Consider the following 20,642-nt stretch of genomic DNA (forward strand, 5'->3'; position numbering starts at 1 on the left):
CGAAATATCGGGGCCTCTTGACGGACATATGCCCTCCGAGGAGCAGTCCGTCCCGAGGAGAGGCCTCCGTTGAAACGAAATCTCCCCATCGCCGTGGTCAGCCTCGCGCTGGCCGCAGCGCTCTCCGGCGCCACCCCCGCCGCCGCGACCACGGCCGACACAGCCGACATCAACCGGCCGGCCACCCGGTCCGGGCAGTGGATCACCCTGATCACCGGTGACCAGGTCCGCACCAACGACAAGGGCAGGCCGGCCGAGTTCAAGCCCGCACCGGGCCGCGAGCACATCATGGTTTCCACGAGAGAGGACGGCGCGCACTTCTACGCCATCCCCGCCGATGTGGAAGCGATGATCACCGAGGGCCGGCTCGACCGGCGCCTGTTCGACCTCGCCCTGCTCAGCCGCCCCGAGTACACCAGGCGCAAGGGGCTCGGCCTGCTCGTGTCGGCAGGATCCGGTATGCAGAATGCGCGCTCGTTCAACCGCATCGGTGTCGACGCCGTCACGGTGACCGCCCAGGACGCGGCGACCGTGTGGAAGTCGCTGTCGACCAGCCGAACCGCGAAGACCTCCATCTGGCTGGATGCTGTGTACAAAGCGGAGCTCGACCGCAGCACCGCCCAGATCGGCGCACCGCAGGCGTGGCAACAAGGGTTCGACGGCAAGGGCGTGAAGATCGCCGTGCTCGACACCGGCGTCGACAACACCCACCCCGACCTCGCCACCCAGGAGATCGCGGAGAAGAACTTCACCGACTCCCCCGACAACCAGGACCGCGTCGGCCACGGCACGCACGTCGCGTCCATCGCCGCCGGCACCGGCGCGAAGTCGGGCGGGAAGTTCAAGGGCGTGGCGCCGGGAGCGCGCATCCTCGACGGCAAGGTGCTCGGCGACGACGGTTCGGGCTACGAGTCCGGGATCCTCGCGGGCATCGAGTGGGCCGTCGAGCAGCAGGCGGACGTCGTCAACATGAGCCTCGGCGGCGAGGACGGCCCGTTGCTGGACCCGATGGAGATCCTGATCAACAGGCTCTCCCAGGAGACCGGCACGCTGTTCGTCATCGCGTCGGGCAACTCCGGCCCGAACACCGTCGGTTCGCCCGGCAGCGCGGACGCCGCGCTCACCGTCGGCGCCGTGGACCGCGACGACGAGCTCGCGAGCTTCTCGAGCACCGGCCCGCGCAACGGCGACGGCGCGGTCAAGCCCGACATCACCGCACCCGGCGTCGGCATCGGCGCCGCGGCGGCAGGCAGGCTCGGCGACACTCAGCCGAGGCCGGCCGACGGCTACATCTCGCTCCGCGGCACCTCGATGGCCACCCCGCACGTCACGGGCGCGGCGGCGATCCTGGCCCAGGTGCACCCGGACTGGAACGGCGGCCAGATCAAGTCCGCGTTGATGGCGAGTGCGAAACCGGGCGCGCACAACCCGTTCGAGCAGGGCGTGGGCCGCACCGACGTCGCCAAGGCGATCAAGCAGACCGTCTCGTCCGGCTCGATCTCCTTCGGCACGGCGCTGTGGCCGCACCACGACGACGTCGCGATCAAGCGCGATGTCGTCTACCGCAACGAAAGCGACCAGCCGGTCACGCTCGGCCTCGCCTTGAACACCACGGCACCGCAGGGCTTCTTCACGCTCGGGACCACCAAGCTGACCGTCCCTGGGCACGGCTCCGCGAGCACCACGCTCACCGCCGACACCAAGCTCGGCGGTGACGCGTCCGGCACGTTCAGCGCGTACGTCAACGCGAGCGGCGACGGCCAGTCCGTTGTCACCGCTGCGGCCGTGACCCGCGAACCCGAGCGGTACAGCGTCACGGTCAAGGCGATCGGCCGTGACGGCAAGCCCGCCGCGGACTGGCGCACGGAACTGCAGGGCGTCACCGGCGACGCGAAGGGCAACTACGTCGGTCTCGGCACCGGCCTGGAGACCCTGCGCGTCGCCAAGGGCCGTTACCTGCTGACCGGCCGCCAGTGGGTCGGCCCCGAGCAGGCGACCCCGAACTACAACTGGTTCAACGGCACCAACATCGAGATCAACGGCGACACGACGATCACGCTCGACGCCCGCCAGGCCAAGCCCGTCGACATCACGCTGCCGGGCAACCCCGCCGAACGGCACTCGTACATCAGGGCCGGCCACAAGGTGCCGTCGATGGAGTACGGCTTCGGCCTGCTGGGCCTGCCGCTCACCGTCCTCAACACGGCGCACGTCGGTCCGGAGGGCAAGTCAGGTGAGATGAACGAACTGGTCGTCGCGTCCTACACCGGCACCGACCAGAAGGAGTTCCACGTCGTCGACCAGTCCACGACGCTCACGAAGTTCTGGACCGGCAACCGCAAGCACCTGAAGGCCAAGGACCTCGTGATCGTCGAGGCCTCGGCCGGCACCACCGCGGAGGGACGCACGGGCTTCCTGCACGCCGAAGCCGCCGTCGGCGAGGACCCGGTGTTCGGCGTCGCCTTCGGGTACGCCCTGCCGCACACCCGCAAGCTGCACCTGTACTCCCCGACGCACACCTGGGGATTCCGCTTCGAACAGGACAACGGCGACACGACCGAGGCTTACTGGCAAGGCGCGGAAGAACAGTTCAAGCCGGGACGCACCTACAAGAAGACGTTCAACACCGGCGTTTTCGGTCCCGCGCTGTCGAACGAACGCCGCGTCGGCCTGTTCCGCGACGGCGACATCCTGTTCGGCAGCCTGCCCTTCTTCACCGACGGTCAGGGCCGCCCCGGCGGTTCGACGGTGGAGTCCGGGTCTACGGCGCTGAAGCAGAACGGCAAGGTGATCGACTCGACGGACCGCCCGCTGGACCTGGAGACGTTCTTCTCCATGCCAGAGGCTCCCGGCCGGTACGAGCTGACCACCACGGCGAACCGTTCGGGCGTCGCGGCGATCAGCACGTCGATCACCACGACGTGGGGCTTCGACTCGGCCAGGACCGACGGCATGGCGCAGATTCCGTTGTCGATGGTCCGGTTCACGCCGGCACTCGCGCTCGACGGAACCCTGCCCGCGCACCGGTTCCAGCGGATTCCGCTGACGCTGCAAGGCAGCGCCAGGTCGCTGACCACGCAGGTGTCCTACGACAAGGGCGCCACCTGGCAGCAGGCGTGGGTCGCCGGCGACTCGATGTTCGTCGTCAACCCGGCCAAGGGCGGCAGCGTTTCCTTGCGGGCCACCATGGTGAGCAAGGGTGGTGACTCGGTCACCCAGACCGTGATCAACGCCTACCTGACGAAGTAGCGCGAAGGGCCCGGCGCCGGCCGGGCCCTTCGTCGTTTCAGCGCTTCGTTTCAGCGCTTCGGGAACGCCTCGTCGTAGACCGCTCGCAGTTCCGGCTCGTCGAGACCGCTGTAGCCACAACCCATGACCTGCGCGTCGGACGCCGCCACCAGGTACTTCCGGCCGACCTCGGGCTCGAACCCCGCGAGCACCGGCGCCGCGGTGGTGTTCCGAACCTCGACAAGATCGGCCTCGCCGGTCCAGGCGCGACGCACCCGCAGCGTCACGACGTTGCCCTCGATCCGCAGCACGGTGGCCTCGAACGCCATCTGCGCGCTCGCGGCGAGGACCGTCGCTTCCGGCTTGCGGCAACGGACTTCCGGATCCGGCTGGGTCTCCGTCAGCACGGCGACCGTGGTCTTGCGTCCCTCCGACGAACTGGGGCTGACCGGCGGCGGGATCACCGGTGACGTCCCGGCGCTCGGCTGTGGCTGGGCGGTGATCGTCGGCCGGCCCCCGCTGCCGTCCGGCGCACCGGACCCCGTCGCGAGACCAGGCTGGGTCGACGGCGGCAGCGCGACGGCCGGGCCCGGCCTCTGCGCCGGACCGTCGTCGGCCAGCACGAGAACTCCAGCGACCACAGCGACTGCGGCCGCCGCGCCGACGAGCACCGGCAACCGTCGCGTGGCAAACCTCGGTGCGGAGGGGAAATCGAGCTTGGCACCGGCCACCAGCCGCCGTGCCTCCTCCTCCGGCAACGGACGCAACGACGCCGCCGGATCCGCGCGGCGCATCCTCTCGCGCAGGTCGTCCCCGCTCATGGCCGCTCGCCTTCCTCGTCCAGCATCGCCTTCATCTTCTTGCGGGCGCGGTGCAGCCGGATGCTGACCGCGTTGGGGCTCATCCCGACGACCTCGGCGATCTCGGCCGGACCCAGTTCCTCCCACGCCCAGAGCCGCACGAGTTCGGCGTCCGCTGAGGACAACCGGGCGAGCGCCCCGGCCAGCGCCGGATCCGGGTCGTCGCGCGCCGGGGCTTGCTCGGGCGGCCTGGCCAGCTGCCAGATCCGCACGAGCAGCCGGTCCTGTCTGCGTCGCGTGCGCTCGGCGTTGGCGAGACAGTTGCGCGCCACGGCGTAGGCCCAGGCCAGCGGTTCGGCCGGCATCTCGTCGCGGCGCCGCCAGGCGACCAGCAGCGTCTCGGACAGCACGTCGTCAGCGGTCGCCGAATCGGTCCGCCGGGCCAGGTACCGGCGCAGCGGCTCGATCAGCTCCTGCGCGACGGTCTCGAAGCCCGTCTGGCGCGGTTCCACCTCCACCTGCTCCACCTCGGGACATGTCCGGCAGGACGCCCGGTCTTTCACCCGAACCCGCATTCCGTCCAGCGGTGGAAGACACGGTTCAGGACGCTGGGTCGGCGGGGCCGCCGCCGAGCACCTCCCGCGACACCTGGGCGTGCGCGAGCCGGCGCACCGCCTTGATGACGGTGTCGCCGATGAGGGTGCCGACGACCATCGCCTCGATGATGTCGTCGCTCGAACTGTGCCGGGCGACGTAGTCGAGGTCGGCCTGCGCGATGATCTTCAGCCCCTCCAGGTACGAGTCGAGGAGATCGCGGAACTGGTCGTGGCCCACCGAGCGGGCCGCGGACAGGGCGGACGCGAGCATGTGGGTCACGTTGCTCTCGGTGACGTCGACGCACTCGGTCTCGCCCTGCCGTTCGAAGAACGCCTGGACGTCCTCGACGGCGAGCGGATCGAGCTCGCCCGAGCCCGGATGACTGATGGCCTCCTGCACGGCACCGAGCTTGTTGTGCAGCGACTCGTCGTGGGTGTCGACGGCGGCGAGGACATCGCGCACACCGGCGATGGACAGGCCTCCGACGTCCACCAGAGCGCGCACCAGCCGGAGCCGGCGGAGGTGCTCGTCGTCGTAGTGAGCCTGATTCGGGCTGGTCAGCACGCCGGCAGGCAGCAGTCCCTCACGCAGGTAGTACTTGATCGTCGGCACTGGGACGCCGCTTCGCTTGGAAAGCTCGCCAACACGCATATGGATAGTGTAGCTTCCAGATAGTAGAGAGTGCCGCTATCCATCCAGGGGGTACAGAGATGCTTCGCACATGGCACCGGCCGTTAGTCCTCTTCGGCTGGTCGATGGTGATTCTGATTCCGGTCTCGCTCATCGGGCTGCTGGTCGACGACCGGATGCTGGTCAACTCGCCGATCTGGCTCAAGCCGTTCAAGTTCGCCGTGTCGCTGGCGCTCTACGCCTTCACGCTGGCGTGGCTGCTCACGTACCTGAAGAGGTTCCAGCGCCTCGGCTGGTGGACCGGCTCCGTGCTGGCGGCGGCCGGAGCGATGGAGATGGTCGTCATCGTCGGCCAGGTCGTGCGCGGCAGGCGCAGTCACTTCAACTTCGAGACGCCGCTCGACGGGGCGTTGTTCTCGATCATGGGCGCGACGATCGTCGTGTTGTGGGTCACCCACGCGATCGTCGCGATCATGCTGTGGCGCACGAAGATCGAGAACCAGGCCCTGTCGTGGGCGATCCGGCTCGGGCTCGTCATCTCGTTCCTGGGACTCGGCGTCGGGTTCCTGATGACGCAGCCGAAGCCCGGCCAGGCCCTGGACGGCGGCACCCTCGGCTCGCACACGATCGGCGCGGCCGACGGCGGCGCGTACATGGCGATCACCGGGTGGAGCACCGAGCACGGCGACCTGAGGGTCGGGCACTTCGTGGGCATGCACGCCCTGCAGGTGTTGCCGCTGCTCATCGCCCTGCTCGGCAGCCGCGCCACCACGAAGCTCGCGTGGGTGCTCAGCGGGTCGTTCCTGGGGATCTTCCTGCTCGTGACCTGGCAGGCGCTGCGCGGCCAGTCCCTGATCCAGCCCGACGGCACGACACTGCTCGCGCTCGCCGGGATCGTCGTCGCGACCGCGCTCGGCGTGGTGTGGGCGCGCGCACCGAAGAAGGAGCTCGTGGACGCATGACCGCCACCCTGTTCGACCTGACGTTCCTGCTGATCGCGCCGTTCTGGCTGCTCATGATCTTCGCGCCGAAGTGGTCGTGGACCCGGAAGATCGCCGAGTCGCACCTGATCGTGCTGCCGCCCGTCGTGATCTACGTCGTGCTGATGATCCCGGTCCTGCCGGAGCTGATTCCGCTGGTCACCCGCCCCGAACTGGGCCCGCTGGCCGAGTTCATGAGCACACCGACCGGTGCGGCGCTGGTGTGGGCGCACATGATCGCGTGGGACCTGTTCGTCGGGCGCTGGATGTACCTGGAGGGCCGCCGCCTCGACGTCCACCCGCTGGTGATGGCACCCGTTCTGGTGATCACGATCCTGCTGGCGCCGGTCGGGTTGCCGCTGTTCCTGATCGTGCGCAAGGTGTGTGACACAACGAACAGGGGTGCCACTGTGGTTACTCACCAGTAACTAGGGTTAGAGTTGGCGTTACCGACCGGTAGGGATGTCGCGCACCCCCTGCCGGAGTGGACAGAGTTGTCACCACAAGTGGAGGAGACGCCGTGGCCGCACCAGCAGCGCCGGCACGCGTTCGGAACGTGGTCTTCGTCGACGGTGTCCGTACGCCGTTCGGCAAGGCCGGTCCCAAGGGCATTTTCGCCGAGACACGTGCCGACGACCTCATCGTGAAGGTCATCCGTGAGCTGCTGCGCAGGCATCCCGAGCTGCCGCCGGAGCGCGTCGACGAGGTCGCCATCGCGGCGACCACGCAGATCGGCGACCAGGGCCTCACGCTCGGTCGCACGGCGGCGCTGCTCGCGGGCCTGCCGAAGTCGGTCCCCGGTTACTCGATCGACCGCATGTGCGCGGGCGCGATGACCGCCGTGACCACCGCCGCGAGCGGCATCGCGTTCGGCGCGTACGACATCGCCATCGCCGGCGGCGTAGAGCACATGGGCCGCCACCCGATGGGCGAGGGCGTCGACCCGAACCCGCGCTTCCTGTCGGACAAGATCGTCGACACCAGCGCGCTCGTGATGGGCCAGACCGCGGAGAACCTGCACGACCGGTTCCCGCACATCACCAAGGACCGCACCGACGCCTACGCGGCCGCTTCCCAGGCCAAGTACGCCGACGCGATCAAGAACGGCAAGATCGGGCCGGAGCTCGTGCCCGTCGCGACCCGTTCCGCGGAGCACGGCTGGGGCCTCGCCACCGCCGACGAGCCGCCCCGTCCTGGCACCACGGTCGAGGACCTGGCCAAGCTCAAGACGCCGTTCCGCCCGCACGGCCGGATCACCGCGGGCAACGCGGCCGGCCTGAACGACGGCGCGACCGGCTGCATCCTCGCCGAGGAGGACACCGCGCGCGAGCTCGGCCTGCCCGTCGGCATGCGGATGGTCGGCTACTCGTTCCTGGGTGTCGAGCCCGAGGTCATGGGCATCGGCCCGGTGCCCGCCACCGAGAAGGCCCTCCAGCGCGCCGGTCTGTCCATTGAGGACATCGGCCTGTTCGAGGTCAACGAGGCGTTCGCCATTCAGGTGCTCGCGTTCCTCGACCACTTCGGCATCGCCGACGACGACCCCCGCGTGAACCAGTGGGGCGGCGCGATCGCGACCGGTCACCCGCTGGCTTCCAGTGGTGTCCGTCTGATGACGCAGCTGTCGCGTCAGTTCGCCGAGCGTCCGGACGTGCGCTACGGCCTCACCACCATGTGCATCGGCATCGGCATGGGTGGAACGGTTATCTGGGAGAACCCGAACTGGAGTGGCGACAAGTGACCATCACCGCTGAGGAAGCAAAGGCGATCTTCCCCGACGAGGTCGTCACCCACGCCAAGACGCGTCTGATCAGCGTGCCCGGCTTGGACAAGCCGGTCGCGTTCATCACGATCGACAACGGCCTGGACCACACCCGTCCGTCGACGTTCGGCCCGCAGTCGCTGGTGTCTTTGGGCGCCGCGTTCGACGAGGCCTACGCGGCGGGTCCCGCTGCCATCGCGGTGACCGGCAAGCCGTTCATCTTCGCCGTCGGCGCGGACCTGACCGCCGTCGAGCAGGCCACGGACCGCTCGCAGGGCGTCACGATCGGCCAGCTCGGTCACGAGGTCTTCAAGAAGTTCACCGACTCGGACATCCCGACCTTCGCCTTCGTCAACGGCGCGGTCATGGGTGGCGGGCTCGAGCTCGCGCTGTCGTGCCACTACCGCACGCTGGCGTCGAACGCGGCCGCGATCGCGCTGCCCGAGGTGTTCCTGGGCCTGTTCCCGGGCTGGGGCGGCACGCAGCTGCTGCCGAACCTGATCGGCGCCAACGACGCCGTGACGGTGATCTTCGAGAACGCGTTGAACCAGAACAAGATGCTCAAGCCGGCCGACGCGCTGAAGCTGGGCATCACGGACGTGCTGTTCGACTCCGCCGACTACCTGGAGCAGTCGCTGCTGTGGCTCTCCGGTGTCGTGCGCGGTGAGATCACCGTGCAGCGCTTGGAGATCGACCGCGGCGAGGCGTGGGACGCCGCCGTCGCGCGCGCCAAGGCGATCGTCGCCGGCAAGACCAAGGGTGCCGCTCCCGGTGCGGAGAAGGCTCTGGCACTGCTGGAGCTGGCGCGCGAGAACGACCTGGTCAAGGGCTACGCCGCCGAGACCGAGGGCCTCGCGGACCTCGTGATGAGCGACGAGCTGCGCGCGGGCCTGTACTCGTTCAACCTGGTGCAGAAGCGCGCGAAGCGTCCGGCCGGCGCGCCGGACAAGTCGCTGGCGCGCAAGGTCACCAAGGTCGGCGTCGTCGGCGCCGGTCTGATGGCCTCGCAGATGGCGCTGCTGTTCATCCGCCGCCTGCACGTGCCGGTCGTGCTGACCGACATCGACCAGGCGCGCGTGGACAAGGGCGTCGGCTACGTCCACAGCGAGATCGACAAGCTGGCGGGCAAGAAGCGGATCTCACCGGACGAGGCGAACCGGTTGAAGGCGCTGGTCTCCGGCTCGCTCGACAAGTCCGCGTTCTCCGACGCCGACTTCGTGATCGAGGCCGTGTTCGAGGACCTCGCCGTGAAGCAGCAGGTGTTCGCCGAGGTCGAGGAGCACGTCTCCGCCGAGGCGATCCTCGCCACGAACACGTCGTCGCTGTCCATCACGGACATGGCGTCGAAGCTCAAGCACCCCGAGCGGGTCGTGGGCTTCCACTTCTTCAACCCGGTCGCGGTCATGCCGCTGCTGGAGATCGTGCGCGCCGAGCAGACCGACGACGCCACGCTCGCCACGGCGTTCTCGATCGGCAAGCAGCTCAAGAAGTCCTCGGTGCTCGTGAAGGACGCGCCCGCGTTCGTCGTGAACCGCCTGCTGACCCGCTTCATGGGCGAGGTCATCAAGTCGGTCGACGAGGGCACCTCCTTCGAGGTCGCCGACAAGGCCACCGAGCCGCTCGGCCTGCCGATGTCCCCGATGATCCTGCTGCAGCTGGTCGGTTCCGCCGTCGCGCTGCACGTGTCGGAGACGATGCACGGCGCGTTCCCCGACCGCTTCTCGGTGTCGGAGAACATGAAGAAGTTCGTCGCCGCGGGCAAGGGCGCTGTCTGGCAGTGGGACTCCACCGGTGCGCAGACCGTCGACCCCGAGGTCCAGGCGCTGTGGGAGTTCGGCTCCTCGCCCCTGACCGGTGACGAGGTCAAGACGCGCGCGCTGGAGGCGTTGGCCGAGGAGATCCGGATCATGCTCGACGAGGGCGTGGTCGCGGAGGCGCAGGACATCGACCTGTGCATGATCCTGGGCGCCGGGTGGCCGTTCTGGCTGGGCGGAATCACGCCGTACCTGGACCGCACCGGTATCTCGGAGAAGGTGACGGGCAAGCGTTTCCTGGCGCCGGGTGTGGCGTCGGTGCCTGCCTAGCGGTTGTGGTTCGCCAAGCCCCGGCTCTCTCGACGGAGCCGGGGCTTCACTCCGTTTCGGGCTGGTACCGCTCCGCGCTGCCGTCCTTGCGGATGAAGTAGGCGTCGATGTTCGTGGCCCGCAGCGTCACCTCGGAGCCCGCCACCAGGTCCCGGTAGCGCAGCAGGTCCGGCAGGCCGATCGCGACGATGTCGAACGGGTGCTTCTGACGCAGCATCAACGACCTGCGCAACGCCTCGCTGAACGCCCTGCGCGGTGAGTCGTCGTCCTCCGGGACCTCTACCAGCGCGCCTTCGAGCTGACGTTCGAGTGCGGCCCGCACGTGGTCTGCCGTGCCCCAGGCCGCGATCTCCGTGAGAGTCATGTGTCCCGTATCGCCATCTGAGCCGGAATCATTAGCCGTCTCGATGTCTCGATCCGGTCATCTTCGCGTCGAACGCTGCTACCGGCCCTTCCTCATCAGGTTCGTCGCCCGCTCACCCTCGGCGACCGTCAGCGGGCCGGAGCCCTCCGGGTCGACGACGCCCAACGCGGCGGCGAGCTCACGGCCGTGCAGGTCGACGGCGGCTTCCGCGAGCGAGGACAGGTCGGTGATCGCGGACCGTGCGCGCGCCCAGCCGGTCACGCCGGTCGCGACGCCCATCAGCGCGGCGGGCCACCACGAGGTCCCGAGCAGCAGGTACGGCACGGCCCAGGTACCGGTGGCCACCGCCGCGGCGAAAGCGGCGTGCGCGTTGCCGAGTTCGGTCCGCGTGGTCTCCGGCAGGAGCAGCCACAGTCGCGGCCATCCGAACGCCAGGTCGAGTCCGCCGCGGTGCAACGCGACCGATTCGACGGCGTGCACGCGGTCGCCCATCCAGGTGGGCCTGCCCGGCTCGGCCATGGCCATCCGGTTCACCCGGTCCGCGGCGGCGTCGATGCGGTCGTGGTCCACCTGCGCGCGCGGTTCCGGACTGTCCTCTTCGAGGCGCCGGCGTTTCGCCACGAGCCGGTGCCACCGCGCGCGACGGCGACGGACCAGCGGGGCCGCGAGCCAGTGCGGCCACTGGCCGAGCCACAGCCGCCTGGTCACACCGGCGAGGGCCTGCACGACGAGCCCGACCCCCGCGGCGGCGGCGAGGAGCGCCACCACACCGAGCACCTGCAGGCCGACCGGGAGCTTCGTCAACGTGGTGGTCGCGGCGTTGACGCGCTGAACCAGCAGCGCGTGGTCCCACGCCCTCGAGTGCCCGAGGCTGACCGCGAGCCAGGCGGCCGCGATGAAGAACGCGCCCGGCAACGCGAGCAGGCTGACCCATCGCTGGGCCAGCACCTTGGCCAGCTCCTGGAAGAACCCGCCCATCGTGGCTACACCGGTCGCATGGGGTGGCCGGTCACCCGGCACCGCGGCAGGGCGCCCGCCGGTGGGGGCACCTCCGTCCGGTCACAGGCACCGTCGGGGCAGCTGAACCGCTCTTCACGCGCACGACCTGGTCCCATTCCCGGCAACCCCGCCCCCAGCGCGCGCAACGTCGTGTCGGTGTCGGCGCCGAGCAGCCGGCTGAGCAGGCCGAGCACGGGCCGCCGGGATCTGGCCTCGGTCAGGATCCGGTCCAGCAACTGCTCGCGGTCGAGCGAGTGCCGCCGCGCCTCTTCGCGCAGTGCGTCGACTTCCCTGCACAGGCTTGTCAAAGCCGCCCGTTCAACATCCACAGCAGCGATACTGTCAGATCGTGGTTCCTGGATCCGGCAACGCGCTTTCCCTGTCCGAAACAGGGCTCATGCTCTGGACCCGCGCGCAACAGACCGGACGACTGGACGACGTGGACCTGGCCATCGGCATCGCGCGCAGGGCGCTGGCCGCCGGAGGTACCGGGCATCCCGATCACGCGACCTTCCTGGGCAACGTGGGCACCTATTTCCAGACGAGGTTCGGCCTCAGCGGCCAGGTGGCCGACCTGGACCAGGCGATCAGTTATCTGGATCAGAGCGTGAGAATCCCCGGCGGGCCGCATCACGCGCTGTTTCAGGGCAACATCGGCGCGGCGTACCTGGCGCGGTTCGAGATGACCGGGCAGGTGACAGACCTCGACCGGGCCGTCGACCACCTCCGCGAGGCACTGGCCGCGGGGTCCGCCGGCCCGCACACCAGCACGTTCCTCGGCAACCTTGGCGTGGCGAGCTGGACCCGGTTCGGGCACACCGGCGACCCGGCCGACCTCGGCCACGCCATCGAGGCCATGCGGCAGGCGGTCGCCACGGGTGACGCGGACCCCAACCGCGTGCTGTTCCTCGGCAACCTGGGGGCGGCCTTCCACTCCCGGTTCGAGCGCACCGGCGACCTCTCCGACCTCGAACTGGCCATCGACGCCTCGCAGCGGGCGATCGCGGAGGGATCGGACAGCCCGCACCTGGCGTTGTTCATGAGCACCGCGGGGACGGCCTGCCTCTCCCGGTACGAACGCACCAGCCTGCTCACCGACCTCGACCAGGCGATCGAGCACCTCGAACGGTCGGTGGTCACCAACCCGGAACAGCTCACCGGCCTGGCAGCACGCTGGTCCAACCTCGGCCAGGCCCGTCTGTCGAGGTTCGAGCGCATCGGGCGGCTGACCGACCTCGACCGGGCCATCGAGGCGGGAGAGCGGGCGGTCGCCCTGGCCGGTGACTCTCCCCGGACCGCGACCTGGCTCACCAACCTCGGCATCAGTCATCAGGCGAGATTCGACCGCACCGGCCGGCTCGCCGACCTCGACCTCGCCATCAGCCTCAAGGAACGGGCGGCCGCCGCGACCCCGGCCGGGCACCCCGAGCTGGGGATCCGGCTGACCAACCTCACCAGCGCGTACAGCCTGCGGCACGAACACACCGGCGACGTCACCGACGTCGATCGAGCGGTGGAGACCGGCAGGCGGGCGGTGGCCGCAACGCCGGACGGCCACCCCGCGCTGGCCACGGCCGTGGCGAATCTCGGGCTGGCCCACCAGTTCCGGTTCGACCGCACCGGCGAGCTGAGCGACATCGAGCAAGCCGTCGCGCACAAGGAACGGGCGGTGGCACTCACCCCCGCCGACCATCCGGAGCGCGGACTGGCCCTGTCCAGCCTGGGGCTGGCCTACCAGTCCCGGCACGTGCGCACCGGCCGGCTCGCCGACCTCGACCTCGCTGTCGAGGCCGGACGCTCGTCCGTCGCGGCCACGCCCGCCGACCACCCCGACCGCGGCCTGCGCCTGAACAACGTGGCGTCCGCCTACCTCGAGCGGCACGCCGTCCTCGGTGGCCTGTCCGACCTGGACCGCGCGGTCGAGTTCTTCGAACGCGCCGTGGCGGCCACGCCGGACGACCATCGCCGGACGGCCGGCTTCCTGGGCAATCTCGCGAACGCCTACCTGGAGCGGGGCAGGCGGACGTCCTCGGTGCCCGATCTGGACGCCGCCATCGTCACCTCCCAGCGCGCGATCGCGGTCACCCCGGCCGGCCACGCCGACCTGGTGCAGCGCCTGAGCAACCTCTCGCTGATGTTCCTGGAACGCTTCGAGCAGAACCGCTCCCCCGCCGACGCCACCTCGGCCGTGGAGTTCGCCCAGCAGGCGGCCGGCACGGCGCCCGAGGACCATCCCCAGCGCGCGGCCTGCCTGTCGAACCTGAGCGCCGCCCACCAGGCCCGGTTCCGGCACACCGGCTCTCTGTCCGATGTGGACAGAGCGGTCGAGACGGCTCGCGGCGCCCTCGCCGCGACGCCGGTGAACCACCCGGTCCGCGCGGCCCGGATCTACCGCCTCGCGCTCGCACGGCAGAACCTGGTGGACGCCACCGGGCAACGACCGGGCCACAGCGAGTTCGCCGCACTGGTCAGCGAGGTGGAGGCGCTGCGCACGGCCCCGCCGCGCAGTCAGATCATGGCGGGGTGGGCGACCGGCCGGCTGGCCCAGACGCTCGGCGAGCACGACACCGCGCGCCGTCTGCTGGACGCCGCCGTGCGGCTGCTGCCCTCCGTCGCCGCCCGCGAGACGCCGCACCTCGACCAGGAACACCGTCTCGGCGGGCGAATCGGGCTGGTGGGTGAGGCGATCGGTGCGCACTGCGCACTGGGCGACCCCGCCGGAGCGCTCCAGGTGGCCGAGCACAGCCGGGGCGTCCTGCTCGGCGCGCAGCTGGACAGCCGCACCGACCTGACCGACCTCGCCACCGCTCACCCGGACCTGGCCCGCCGGTTCCGCGAGGTGCGGGACCAGCTCAACGCCCTCGACCTCGGACCGGACGTGGTCGAACGCCGCGCGCGGCTGTGGACGGAGTACGACGCGCGGCTGGCCGACATCCGGCGGCATCCGGGACAGGACCGGTTCCTCCTGCCGCGCACGTGGAAGGAACTGCGACCGCGGGAAGGAGTCGTGGTGCTCCTCAACGCCGGACGCGGGCACGGCGACGCTGTCGTCGTCGCGGACGACGTGCCCGTGCACGTGCCGCTGCCGCGCCTGACCGCGGCCGACGTCGCGTCGTGGGCGACCGAGCTGTCCGACGCCATCAACGATCCCAGCGCGCTCGCGGGTGAACTGCGGCGTCAACGGGTCGTGTCAGACCTCCTCACCTGGCTGTGGGACGCGGCCGTGGGACCGGTGCTGGACGTCGTCGCCCCCGCCGGCGCCCCGGTCCGCCGCGTCTGGTGGATGCCGACCGGCAGGCTCGGCATCCTCCCCCTGCACGCCGCCACCCCACCGGGAGGACCGGGAGCGCTGGACCGCGTCATCTCCTCGTACACACCGACTCTGCGCGCGCTCGCGAACTCCCGGGAGCGCGCACCCGCGACGGCGCGCCGGCAGGTGGTCGTGGCGATGCAGCACACCCCGGGCCTGCCGGACCTGCCCGCGACGGTCGCCGAGGCGACCGGTCCGCAGTCACGCCACCCCGGCACGTTGATCGGCGACGAGCAGGCCACGGTGAGCAGGGTGCTGGCCGAGCTTCCGGTCAAGAGCTGGGCGCACTTCGCCTGCCACGCGAGCACGAACCCCCGCACACCTTCGGAAGGCGGGCTGCACCTGCACGACGGCGTGCTGCCGATCGCGCGGATCAGCCGCCTCGAACTGCACGAGGCGGAACTCGCCTACCTGTCAGCGTGCTCGACCGGCCAGGCCGGCTGGCGTCATGCCGACGAGTCCATCCACCTGGCCTCGGCGTTCCAGCTGGCCGGATTCCGGCACGTGATCGCAAGCCTCTGGCCGCTCGACGACAAAACCGCGGCCACCGCCGCCGAACGCTTCTACGCGCTCATGCCGGCCACGCCCTCCGCCGAGCACAGTCCGAACGTGCTGCACGCCGTCACGCGGGAACTTCGAGCCGCGTTCCCCGAACGGCCGCACCTCTGGGCGCCGCTCGTCCACAGCGGTCCGTGAGAGATCGCCGCGGGCCGGTCAGACCTGACGGATCGGCACGACTTCCACGAGCCGGTCGAGGTCCTTGAAGTCCTTGACGTTCATGGTCAGCACCGGAATCCGGGCGACCGCCGCCGTGGCCGCGATCTGCAGGTCCATCCGGCGCGGCCGGGGACTGCGGCCCGCCCGGCGCACCAGCGAGGCCATCTGCCCGTAGACCTTGGCCTCCTCCAGGCCGAACGGCAGCACCTCGAACGTCTGCTGCGCGGCGTAATACCGTTCGGTGCGGGCGGCGCGCTCCACCGGGTCGTCGATGTCGATCCCGAACGCCAGCTCCGCGATGGTGACAGCACTGAGAAAAGGCTGGGCGTTCACGTACGCACCCAGGTTCGCCCGCTCGAGCCTGATCAGCACACAGGTGTCGAGCAGACAGCTCAGCTCTGCCACGGGTCTTCCAGCGGATCGTCCGCGCCGAAGACCTCGTCGGCCGCCAGCCGGTCGGCCTCCCACCGGTCCGCGTCGACCGACGGCAGGGTCCCGAACAGCACCTGCACGTCCCCGAGCGGCGGCCGCGACACGGCCTCTTCCCGGTACGGCGAAAGCTGCGCGACCGGCTTGTTGTTGCGGGTGACGACGAAGCTCTCACCCGCCTCGACACGGCGCATGATCTCCGCGTTGTCGTTGCGGAGCTCACGCTGCCCGATGGCTTTGAGCTGCTGCATGCCACCACTGTAGCTCAATCCACCAAGAAGTGCTACAGAGTAGCTACAGCCTTCCCCGGCTACCCCGGCGAGGTGATCAGGATCGGCACCTCGGGCTGGCGCTACCCGGAATGGCGCGACGGCTTCTACCGCAACGTCCCGCAACGACGCTGGCTGAGCCACCTCGCCGGCCACGTCACCACGATCGAGATCAACAGCTCGTTCTACCGCCTCCAACCGCCGTCCAACTACCGCAAATGGGCCACCGAAACCCCGCCGGACTTCACCTTCGCCGTCAAAGGCCCGAAGCTGATCACGCACGTCAAACGCTTGCGGCACATCGACGAACCACTCAAGGCCTTCGTCGACTCGCTCGCACTCGGCCCGAAACAAGGCCCGCTCATCTGGCAGCTGCCACCGTCGATGCGGTTCAACCCCGGCGTCCTGAAGGACTTCCTCGCCGCACTCCCACCGGGCCGGCACGCAGTCGAGCCGCGCCACGAGTCGTTCCGCACCGACGCCTACTTCGACCTGCTGCGCGCGCACAACGTCGCCCACGTCGTGTCGGACGCACCGACGTTCCCGTGCATCGAGGCCGTCACCGCCGACTTCGCCTACGTCCGGCTGCACGGCCACGACGAGCTGTACATCAGCTCCTACGACGACCGGCAGCTCAACGAGTGGGCGCGGAAGATCCTCGACTGGAACCGCGACACCTACGTCTACTTCGACAACACCATGAAAGGTGCCGCGACGGACAACGCCCAAGGGCTGGCGCAACGCCTCGGCATGCCGATAACTTCGCATATGTGAAACTGACTCACGTCTCGGCCACCCTGCTCCTGGCCGCGAGTCTCGTTGCTCCCGCGCAGGCGGAACCGGCGTCCTGGACCGGCCCGTTGAGCACGCGCGGACGGTGGATCGTCGACACCCACGGCGACCGCTTCAAGCTGAAGTCCGGCAACTGGCACGGTGCGAGCGGCACCTGGAACGGTTCCGGCGACATCAACGACCCCGCCAACCACCACGCCGGCGAGAAGGCCGACCAGGTCCCACTGGGTCTCGACCGCGCCCCGATGCAGCAGATCATCGACGGCTTCAAGGAGATCGGCGTCAACAGCATCCGGCTGCCGTTCTCCAACCAGATGATCAAGGACACCAACCCGGTCAACGGCCTGAAGGACGCGCAGCTCAACGGCAAGAAGCCGCTGGAGATCTACGACGCGGTCGTGGCGGAGCTGACGCGCAACGACCTCGCCGTCATCCTCAACAACCACACGACGACGTCCCGGTGGTGTTGTGGTGTCGACGGCAACGAGCGGTGGAACACCAGCCAGAGCACGGACCAGTGGATCAGCGACTGGGCGTTCATGGCTGACCGCTACAAGGCCAACAAACGGGTCGTGGGCGCGGATCTCTACAACGAGGTGCGTCGCAACGTCTGGGACGACCCGAACTGGGGCTGGGGCAACGACCACGACTGGCACAAGGCGTCCCAGCAGGCCGCGGATCGCATTCAGCAGACCGCGCCGGACCTGCTCGTCATCGTCGAGGGCATCAACTGGACGGGCATACCGGTCGACGGTTTCGCGCACGGCCGTCCGACACTGGAACCGGTCCGCTACCTCAGTCACACGCTCGCGAACCCCGACAAGCTCGTTTACTCGGCCCACTTCTACGGTTACACCGGGCCGAACCACAGTGGTGCCACCGGAGTCGGCGAGACGACCGACCCGCGTTACCAGGACCTGTCGCCGCAGGAACACGTCGATGTCCTGCAGCGCCAGGCGTTCTACATCACCGAGGCGCAGAAGCACTTCACCGCGCCGTTGTGGATCAGCGAGTTCGGCGTGGGCGGCATCGACGAGTCGAACCAGAAGGCGCGGGCGTGGTTCGAGCGCTTCGTCGACCAGTTGATCGCCAAGGACACCGACTTCGCCTACTGGCCGTTGGTCGGCTTCCACGCCAACCGCACCGGCAACAGCTGGGCGTTGTTGCGCTGGGACGCCGCCGGAAGCCGGATCAGCGTCAACGACGGCGACGACTGGCGCGCACCCGCGTGGAACCGGCTCGTCAACGCGCCGGGTCGTACCGGGCAGATCCCGCGGGAGACCCGGTGGAACATGCTTCTCAAGGAATCGTGTCCGCAGAACGAGAAGCTCGTCGGCATCAGCCACACCGGCAACCGCGGTCTGTGCGTCAGCGGTCCACAGTGGAGCAACACCACCAGGGTCACCAACGAGCAGCACGTGACCGACGACTGGGCGTCCGGCTACACGAAACTCCAGTGCCCGCCCGGAAACGCCGCTGTCGGCTACGCGAACTTCACCCTGATCTGCGCGCCGGTCGCGCAGGGATCGTCCAGCAGGGTGCTGTGGTTCGACCGCGGTGACAACCGGCCGGATCAGGGCGGTGACTGGGCCAACGGGCACTACAAGGGCCAGTGCGCGCAGGACGAGCACATCGCCGGCGTCGCCTACAACTGGCGCAGGACCCCGGACGCGCTGCTCTGCCGGAAGTGAATTCCGAAGTAATCAAGGAAAGCGGCCGCAGGATCCTCAACGGGAGTTGAGGTCTTGTGGCCGTTTTTCGTGACCACGACCTTCTCGTTCGTCACGGTGATCCGCCCGTCGCGCCGCGCCAGTGTCGCCCGGGGAGCCTTGCGGAAACCTGACTCCGGCCCCGTCTGCTGCCACCAGCACGCCGGCACGAACTCCGCGAGCGAGCGTGGCCGGCGCTCGATGCGGTACGCGGGCGAGCCGTTCATCAGCACGTCCACGTCGTCGCCGTGCTCGACCAGCCGGAACACGCCGAACGGGTCTTTCTGGTCCTCTCGCGACGTCCACGACAACGGGTGCAACGAAAACGCTCCGAACCCGACGTCGACCAGCCACGCACCGTCCACCAGCAGCGTCAGGTGATCGAACGGCGGCCCGAACTTCTCACCGTTGAACACCCCTGCGGCCAGCAGCTCGACCGAATACCCCAAGTGCCGCAACAACTCCGCGAACAACCCGTTGAGCTCGTAGCAGAACCCGCCCCGCCGCCGCACCACGATCTTGTCGTACAGCCAGGGGATCTCCAGCACGATCCTGGTGTCCATGTGGGTGTCGAGGTTCTCGAACGGGACACTCAGCAGATGCCGTTCGTGCAGCTCCGCCAACGACGACGAGCGAGAGGCACCGATGCGCTGTAGGTAGGCGTCCATCGTGCAACGATAACGAAATGGGCGAGGTGAGGATCGGCACTTCGGGGTGGGTCTACCCACCCTGGCGCGGCGTGTTCTACCCCAAGGGCGTCACGCAGAAGCGCGAGCTGGCCTACCTCAGCGAGCGGCTGAACTCGGTCGAGATCAACGGCTCCTTCTACTCGCTGCAACGCCCGTCCAGCTACCAGAAGTGGGCGGCGGAAACGCCACCGGACTTCATGTTCGCCGTCAAAGGCAGCCGTTTCATCACGCACATGAAGCGCCTCAAGGACGGCCACGAGCTTCTCGCGAACTACCTCGCGTCCGGAGTGCTCGCCCTGGGCCCGAAGCTCGGCCCGATCCTCTGGCAGCTCCCGCCCACGCTGCAGTTCGACGCCGACCTGCTCACACATTTCTTCGACGCACTACCCCGCACCACCACCGAAGCCGTCGAAATAGCCAAACGGCACGATCACCGCGTGGACCCGGCCCACACCACCACGGACGCCGAACGCCCGATGCGCTACGCGCTCGAAGTACGCCACGACAGCTACAACACGCCGGAGTTCGTCGACCTGCTCAAACGCCACGACATCGCACTGGTGGTCGCGGACGCCGCCGGCAAGTACCCGCTCATCGAAGAGGTCACCGCCGACTTCGTGTACGTCCGGTTGCACGGGCACGACGAGCTCTACGTCAGCGGTTACACCGATGAGAGCCTCGGCATGTGGGCCAAGAAGGTCCGCGGCTGGGCGAAGCAGGGCGACGTGTTCGTCTACTTCGACAACGACGCGAAGGCCTACGCCCCGCGCGACGCGGTGACGCTGCGGGAGCTGCTCCAAGATCGTCTGGCCGATTGACCCAAACGGACGCACACTCCTTTCGACGGAGGTGCGCCCATGTCGACGAAGAGCCTCATCGCCGCCTTGGTGATCACTGCGGGAGCGGTTGCGTCCAGTGGGATCGCCGTAGCGCAGAGTGACAAGGCCTGCGACAAGGGCGAGTTCTGCGTCTGGACCGGACCGGACTACACGGGAACCGTCCAGCGCCTCGACCTCGAGTCCGCGAACCCGGACGAGTGCATCCCGCTGACCGTCGTCGGCAGGTCCTTCGCCAACCGTCTGAGCAGGGACATCAGCGCCTACCAACGCGAGAACTGCTCGACCGAGGCCGAGTTCACCACCTACCCCAAGCACGGCACCTACGTGCCGGACGCGTACTTCGTCATCCGGGGCGTGCAGGTGTGGGGTCCATAACGAGCGCGAACTACTTTAGTCACCCTATGTAACACCACCCGATCGTGTGAGTACTCACCAGTAGGTCTCATT

General features: G+C 69.1%; 19 protein-coding genes. 10 read left to right on the plus strand and 9 right to left on the minus strand.

Annotation, left to right across the window (positions count from 1 at the left end):
* Positions 1–69 precede the first annotated feature (69 nt).
* On the plus strand, positions 70–3,249 hold the full coding sequence (locus SK803_RS16640; RefSeq protein WP_319966905.1) for a S8 family serine peptidase: 3,180 nt from the start codon (positions 70–72) through the stop codon (positions 3,247–3,249).
* A 50-nt stretch (positions 3,250–3,299) separates the two neighbouring features.
* On the opposite strand, the gene SK803_RS16645 is transcribed toward SK803_RS16640, so the two are convergent.
* From SK803_RS16645 to SK803_RS16655, 3 genes are all read right to left on the minus strand, one after another.
* Positions 3,300–4,049 (minus strand): hypothetical protein, encoded by a 750-nt coding sequence (locus SK803_RS16645; RefSeq protein ID WP_319966906.1) that lies wholly within the window; start codon positions 4,047–4,049, stop codon positions 3,300–3,302.
* Entirely contained in the window at positions 4,046–4,546 is a 501-nt protein-coding gene (locus SK803_RS16650; RefSeq protein ID WP_319966907.1) for an RNA polymerase sigma factor, read from the minus strand. Before SK803_RS16650 ends, SK803_RS16645 begins: the two co-directional genes overlap by 4 nt.
* An 82-nt stretch (positions 4,547–4,628) precedes the next feature.
* Positions 4,629–5,276, minus strand: a complete 648-nt coding sequence (locus SK803_RS16655) for a MerR family transcriptional regulator (RefSeq protein ID WP_319966908.1) — start codon at positions 5,274–5,276, stop codon at positions 4,629–4,631.
* Positions 5,277–5,335: 59 nt separating this feature from the next.
* Between SK803_RS16655 and SK803_RS16660 the strand changes: the two genes are divergently transcribed.
* The 4 genes from SK803_RS16660 to SK803_RS16675 all read left to right on the plus strand — a co-directional run bounded on the left by SK803_RS16660 (position 5,336) and on the right by SK803_RS16675 (position 10,078).
* Complete coding sequence (locus SK803_RS16660; RefSeq protein ID WP_319966909.1) at positions 5,336–6,217, plus strand: hypothetical protein; 882 nt, start codon at positions 5,336–5,338, stop codon at positions 6,215–6,217.
* Positions 6,214–6,663: an ABA4-like family protein gene (locus SK803_RS16665; RefSeq protein ID WP_319966910.1), complete on the plus strand. Its 450-nt coding sequence runs from the start codon at positions 6,214–6,216 to the stop codon at positions 6,661–6,663. Before SK803_RS16660 ends, SK803_RS16665 begins: the two co-directional genes overlap by 4 nt.
* 92 nt (positions 6,664–6,755) lie before the next feature.
* Positions 6,756–7,973, plus strand: a complete 1,218-nt coding sequence (locus SK803_RS16670; RefSeq protein WP_319966911.1) for a thiolase family protein — start codon at positions 6,756–6,758, stop codon at positions 7,971–7,973.
* A complete protein-coding gene (locus SK803_RS16675; protein WP_319966912.1) occupies positions 7,970–10,078 on the plus strand; it encodes a 3-hydroxyacyl-CoA dehydrogenase NAD-binding domain-containing protein in 2,109 nt (702 codons plus the stop codon). The genes SK803_RS16670 and SK803_RS16675 overlap by 4 nt, the downstream gene beginning before the upstream one ends.
* A gap of 46 nt (positions 10,079–10,124) precedes the next feature.
* Here the strand turns inward: SK803_RS16675 and SK803_RS16680 are convergent, their stop codons facing one another.
* The 3 genes from SK803_RS16680 to SK803_RS16690 all read right to left on the minus strand — a co-directional run bounded on the left by SK803_RS16680 (position 10,125) and on the right by SK803_RS16690 (position 11,770).
* The gene (locus tag SK803_RS16680; RefSeq protein ID WP_319966913.1) at positions 10,125–10,442 is read right to left on the minus strand and encodes a hypothetical protein; all 318 of its coding nucleotides are present in this window, start codon (positions 10,440–10,442) and stop codon (positions 10,125–10,127) included.
* A gap of 78 nt (positions 10,443–10,520) precedes the next feature.
* Positions 10,521–11,420, minus strand: coding sequence for a hypothetical protein (locus SK803_RS16685; protein ID WP_319966914.1), 900 nt, complete (start codon positions 11,418–11,420; stop codon positions 10,521–10,523).
* A 5-nt stretch (positions 11,421–11,425) separates the two neighbouring features.
* Complete coding sequence (locus tag SK803_RS16690; protein WP_319966915.1) at positions 11,426–11,770, minus strand: hypothetical protein; 345 nt, start codon at positions 11,768–11,770, stop codon at positions 11,426–11,428.
* 20 nt (positions 11,771–11,790) lie between these two features.
* Here SK803_RS16690 and SK803_RS16695 point away from each other — a divergent pair, with 20 nt between their 5' ends.
* Positions 11,791–15,447 (plus strand): CHAT domain-containing protein, encoded by a 3,657-nt coding sequence (locus tag SK803_RS16695; protein WP_319966916.1) that lies wholly within the window; start codon positions 11,791–11,793, stop codon positions 15,445–15,447.
* 18 nt (positions 15,448–15,465) lie between these two features.
* On the opposite strand, the gene SK803_RS16700 is transcribed toward SK803_RS16695, so the two are convergent.
* Together SK803_RS16700 and SK803_RS16705 are read right to left on the minus strand one after the other, a co-directional pair.
* Entirely contained in the window at positions 15,466–15,873 is a 408-nt protein-coding gene (locus tag SK803_RS16700) for a type II toxin-antitoxin system VapC family toxin (protein WP_319966917.1), read from the minus strand.
* Positions 15,861–16,148, minus strand: a complete 288-nt coding sequence (locus SK803_RS16705; RefSeq protein WP_319966918.1) for a type II toxin-antitoxin system Phd/YefM family antitoxin — start codon at positions 16,146–16,148, stop codon at positions 15,861–15,863. The genes SK803_RS16700 and SK803_RS16705 overlap by 13 nt, the downstream gene beginning before the upstream one ends.
* Before the next feature lie 72 nt (positions 16,149–16,220).
* Between SK803_RS16705 and SK803_RS16710 the strand changes: the two genes are divergently transcribed.
* Entirely contained in the window at positions 16,221–16,940 is a 720-nt protein-coding gene (locus tag SK803_RS16710; RefSeq protein ID WP_319966919.1) for a DUF72 domain-containing protein, read from the plus strand.
* Positions 16,937–18,649 (plus strand): glycoside hydrolase family 5 protein, encoded by a 1,713-nt coding sequence (locus SK803_RS16715; RefSeq protein WP_319966920.1) that lies wholly within the window; start codon positions 16,937–16,939, stop codon positions 18,647–18,649. The genes SK803_RS16710 and SK803_RS16715 overlap by 4 nt, the downstream gene beginning before the upstream one ends.
* Here the strand turns inward: SK803_RS16715 and SK803_RS16720 are convergent.
* Positions 18,604–19,335, minus strand: a complete 732-nt coding sequence (locus tag SK803_RS16720) for an arylamine N-acetyltransferase family protein (protein WP_319966921.1) — start codon at positions 19,333–19,335, stop codon at positions 18,604–18,606. The two genes, SK803_RS16715 and SK803_RS16720, sit on opposite strands and share 46 nt — an antisense overlap.
* Before the next feature lie 17 nt (positions 19,336–19,352).
* On the opposite strand from SK803_RS16720, the gene SK803_RS16725 reads away from it, so the two are divergent.
* Together SK803_RS16725 and SK803_RS16730 are read left to right on the plus strand one after the other, a co-directional pair.
* Positions 19,353–20,174 (plus strand): DUF72 domain-containing protein, encoded by an 822-nt coding sequence (locus SK803_RS16725; protein ID WP_319966922.1) that lies wholly within the window; start codon positions 19,353–19,355, stop codon positions 20,172–20,174.
* A 39-nt stretch (positions 20,175–20,213) separates the two neighbouring features.
* A complete protein-coding gene (locus SK803_RS16730) occupies positions 20,214–20,570 on the plus strand; it encodes a peptidase inhibitor family I36 protein (protein WP_319966923.1) in 357 nt (118 codons plus the stop codon).
* Positions 20,571–20,642: the final 72 nt, after the last annotated feature.

Origin of the sequence: Lentzea miocenica (assembly GCF_033949945.1) — a bacterium.
Lineage (GTDB): Bacteria > Actinomycetota > Actinomycetes > Mycobacteriales > Pseudonocardiaceae > Lentzea > Lentzea miocenica.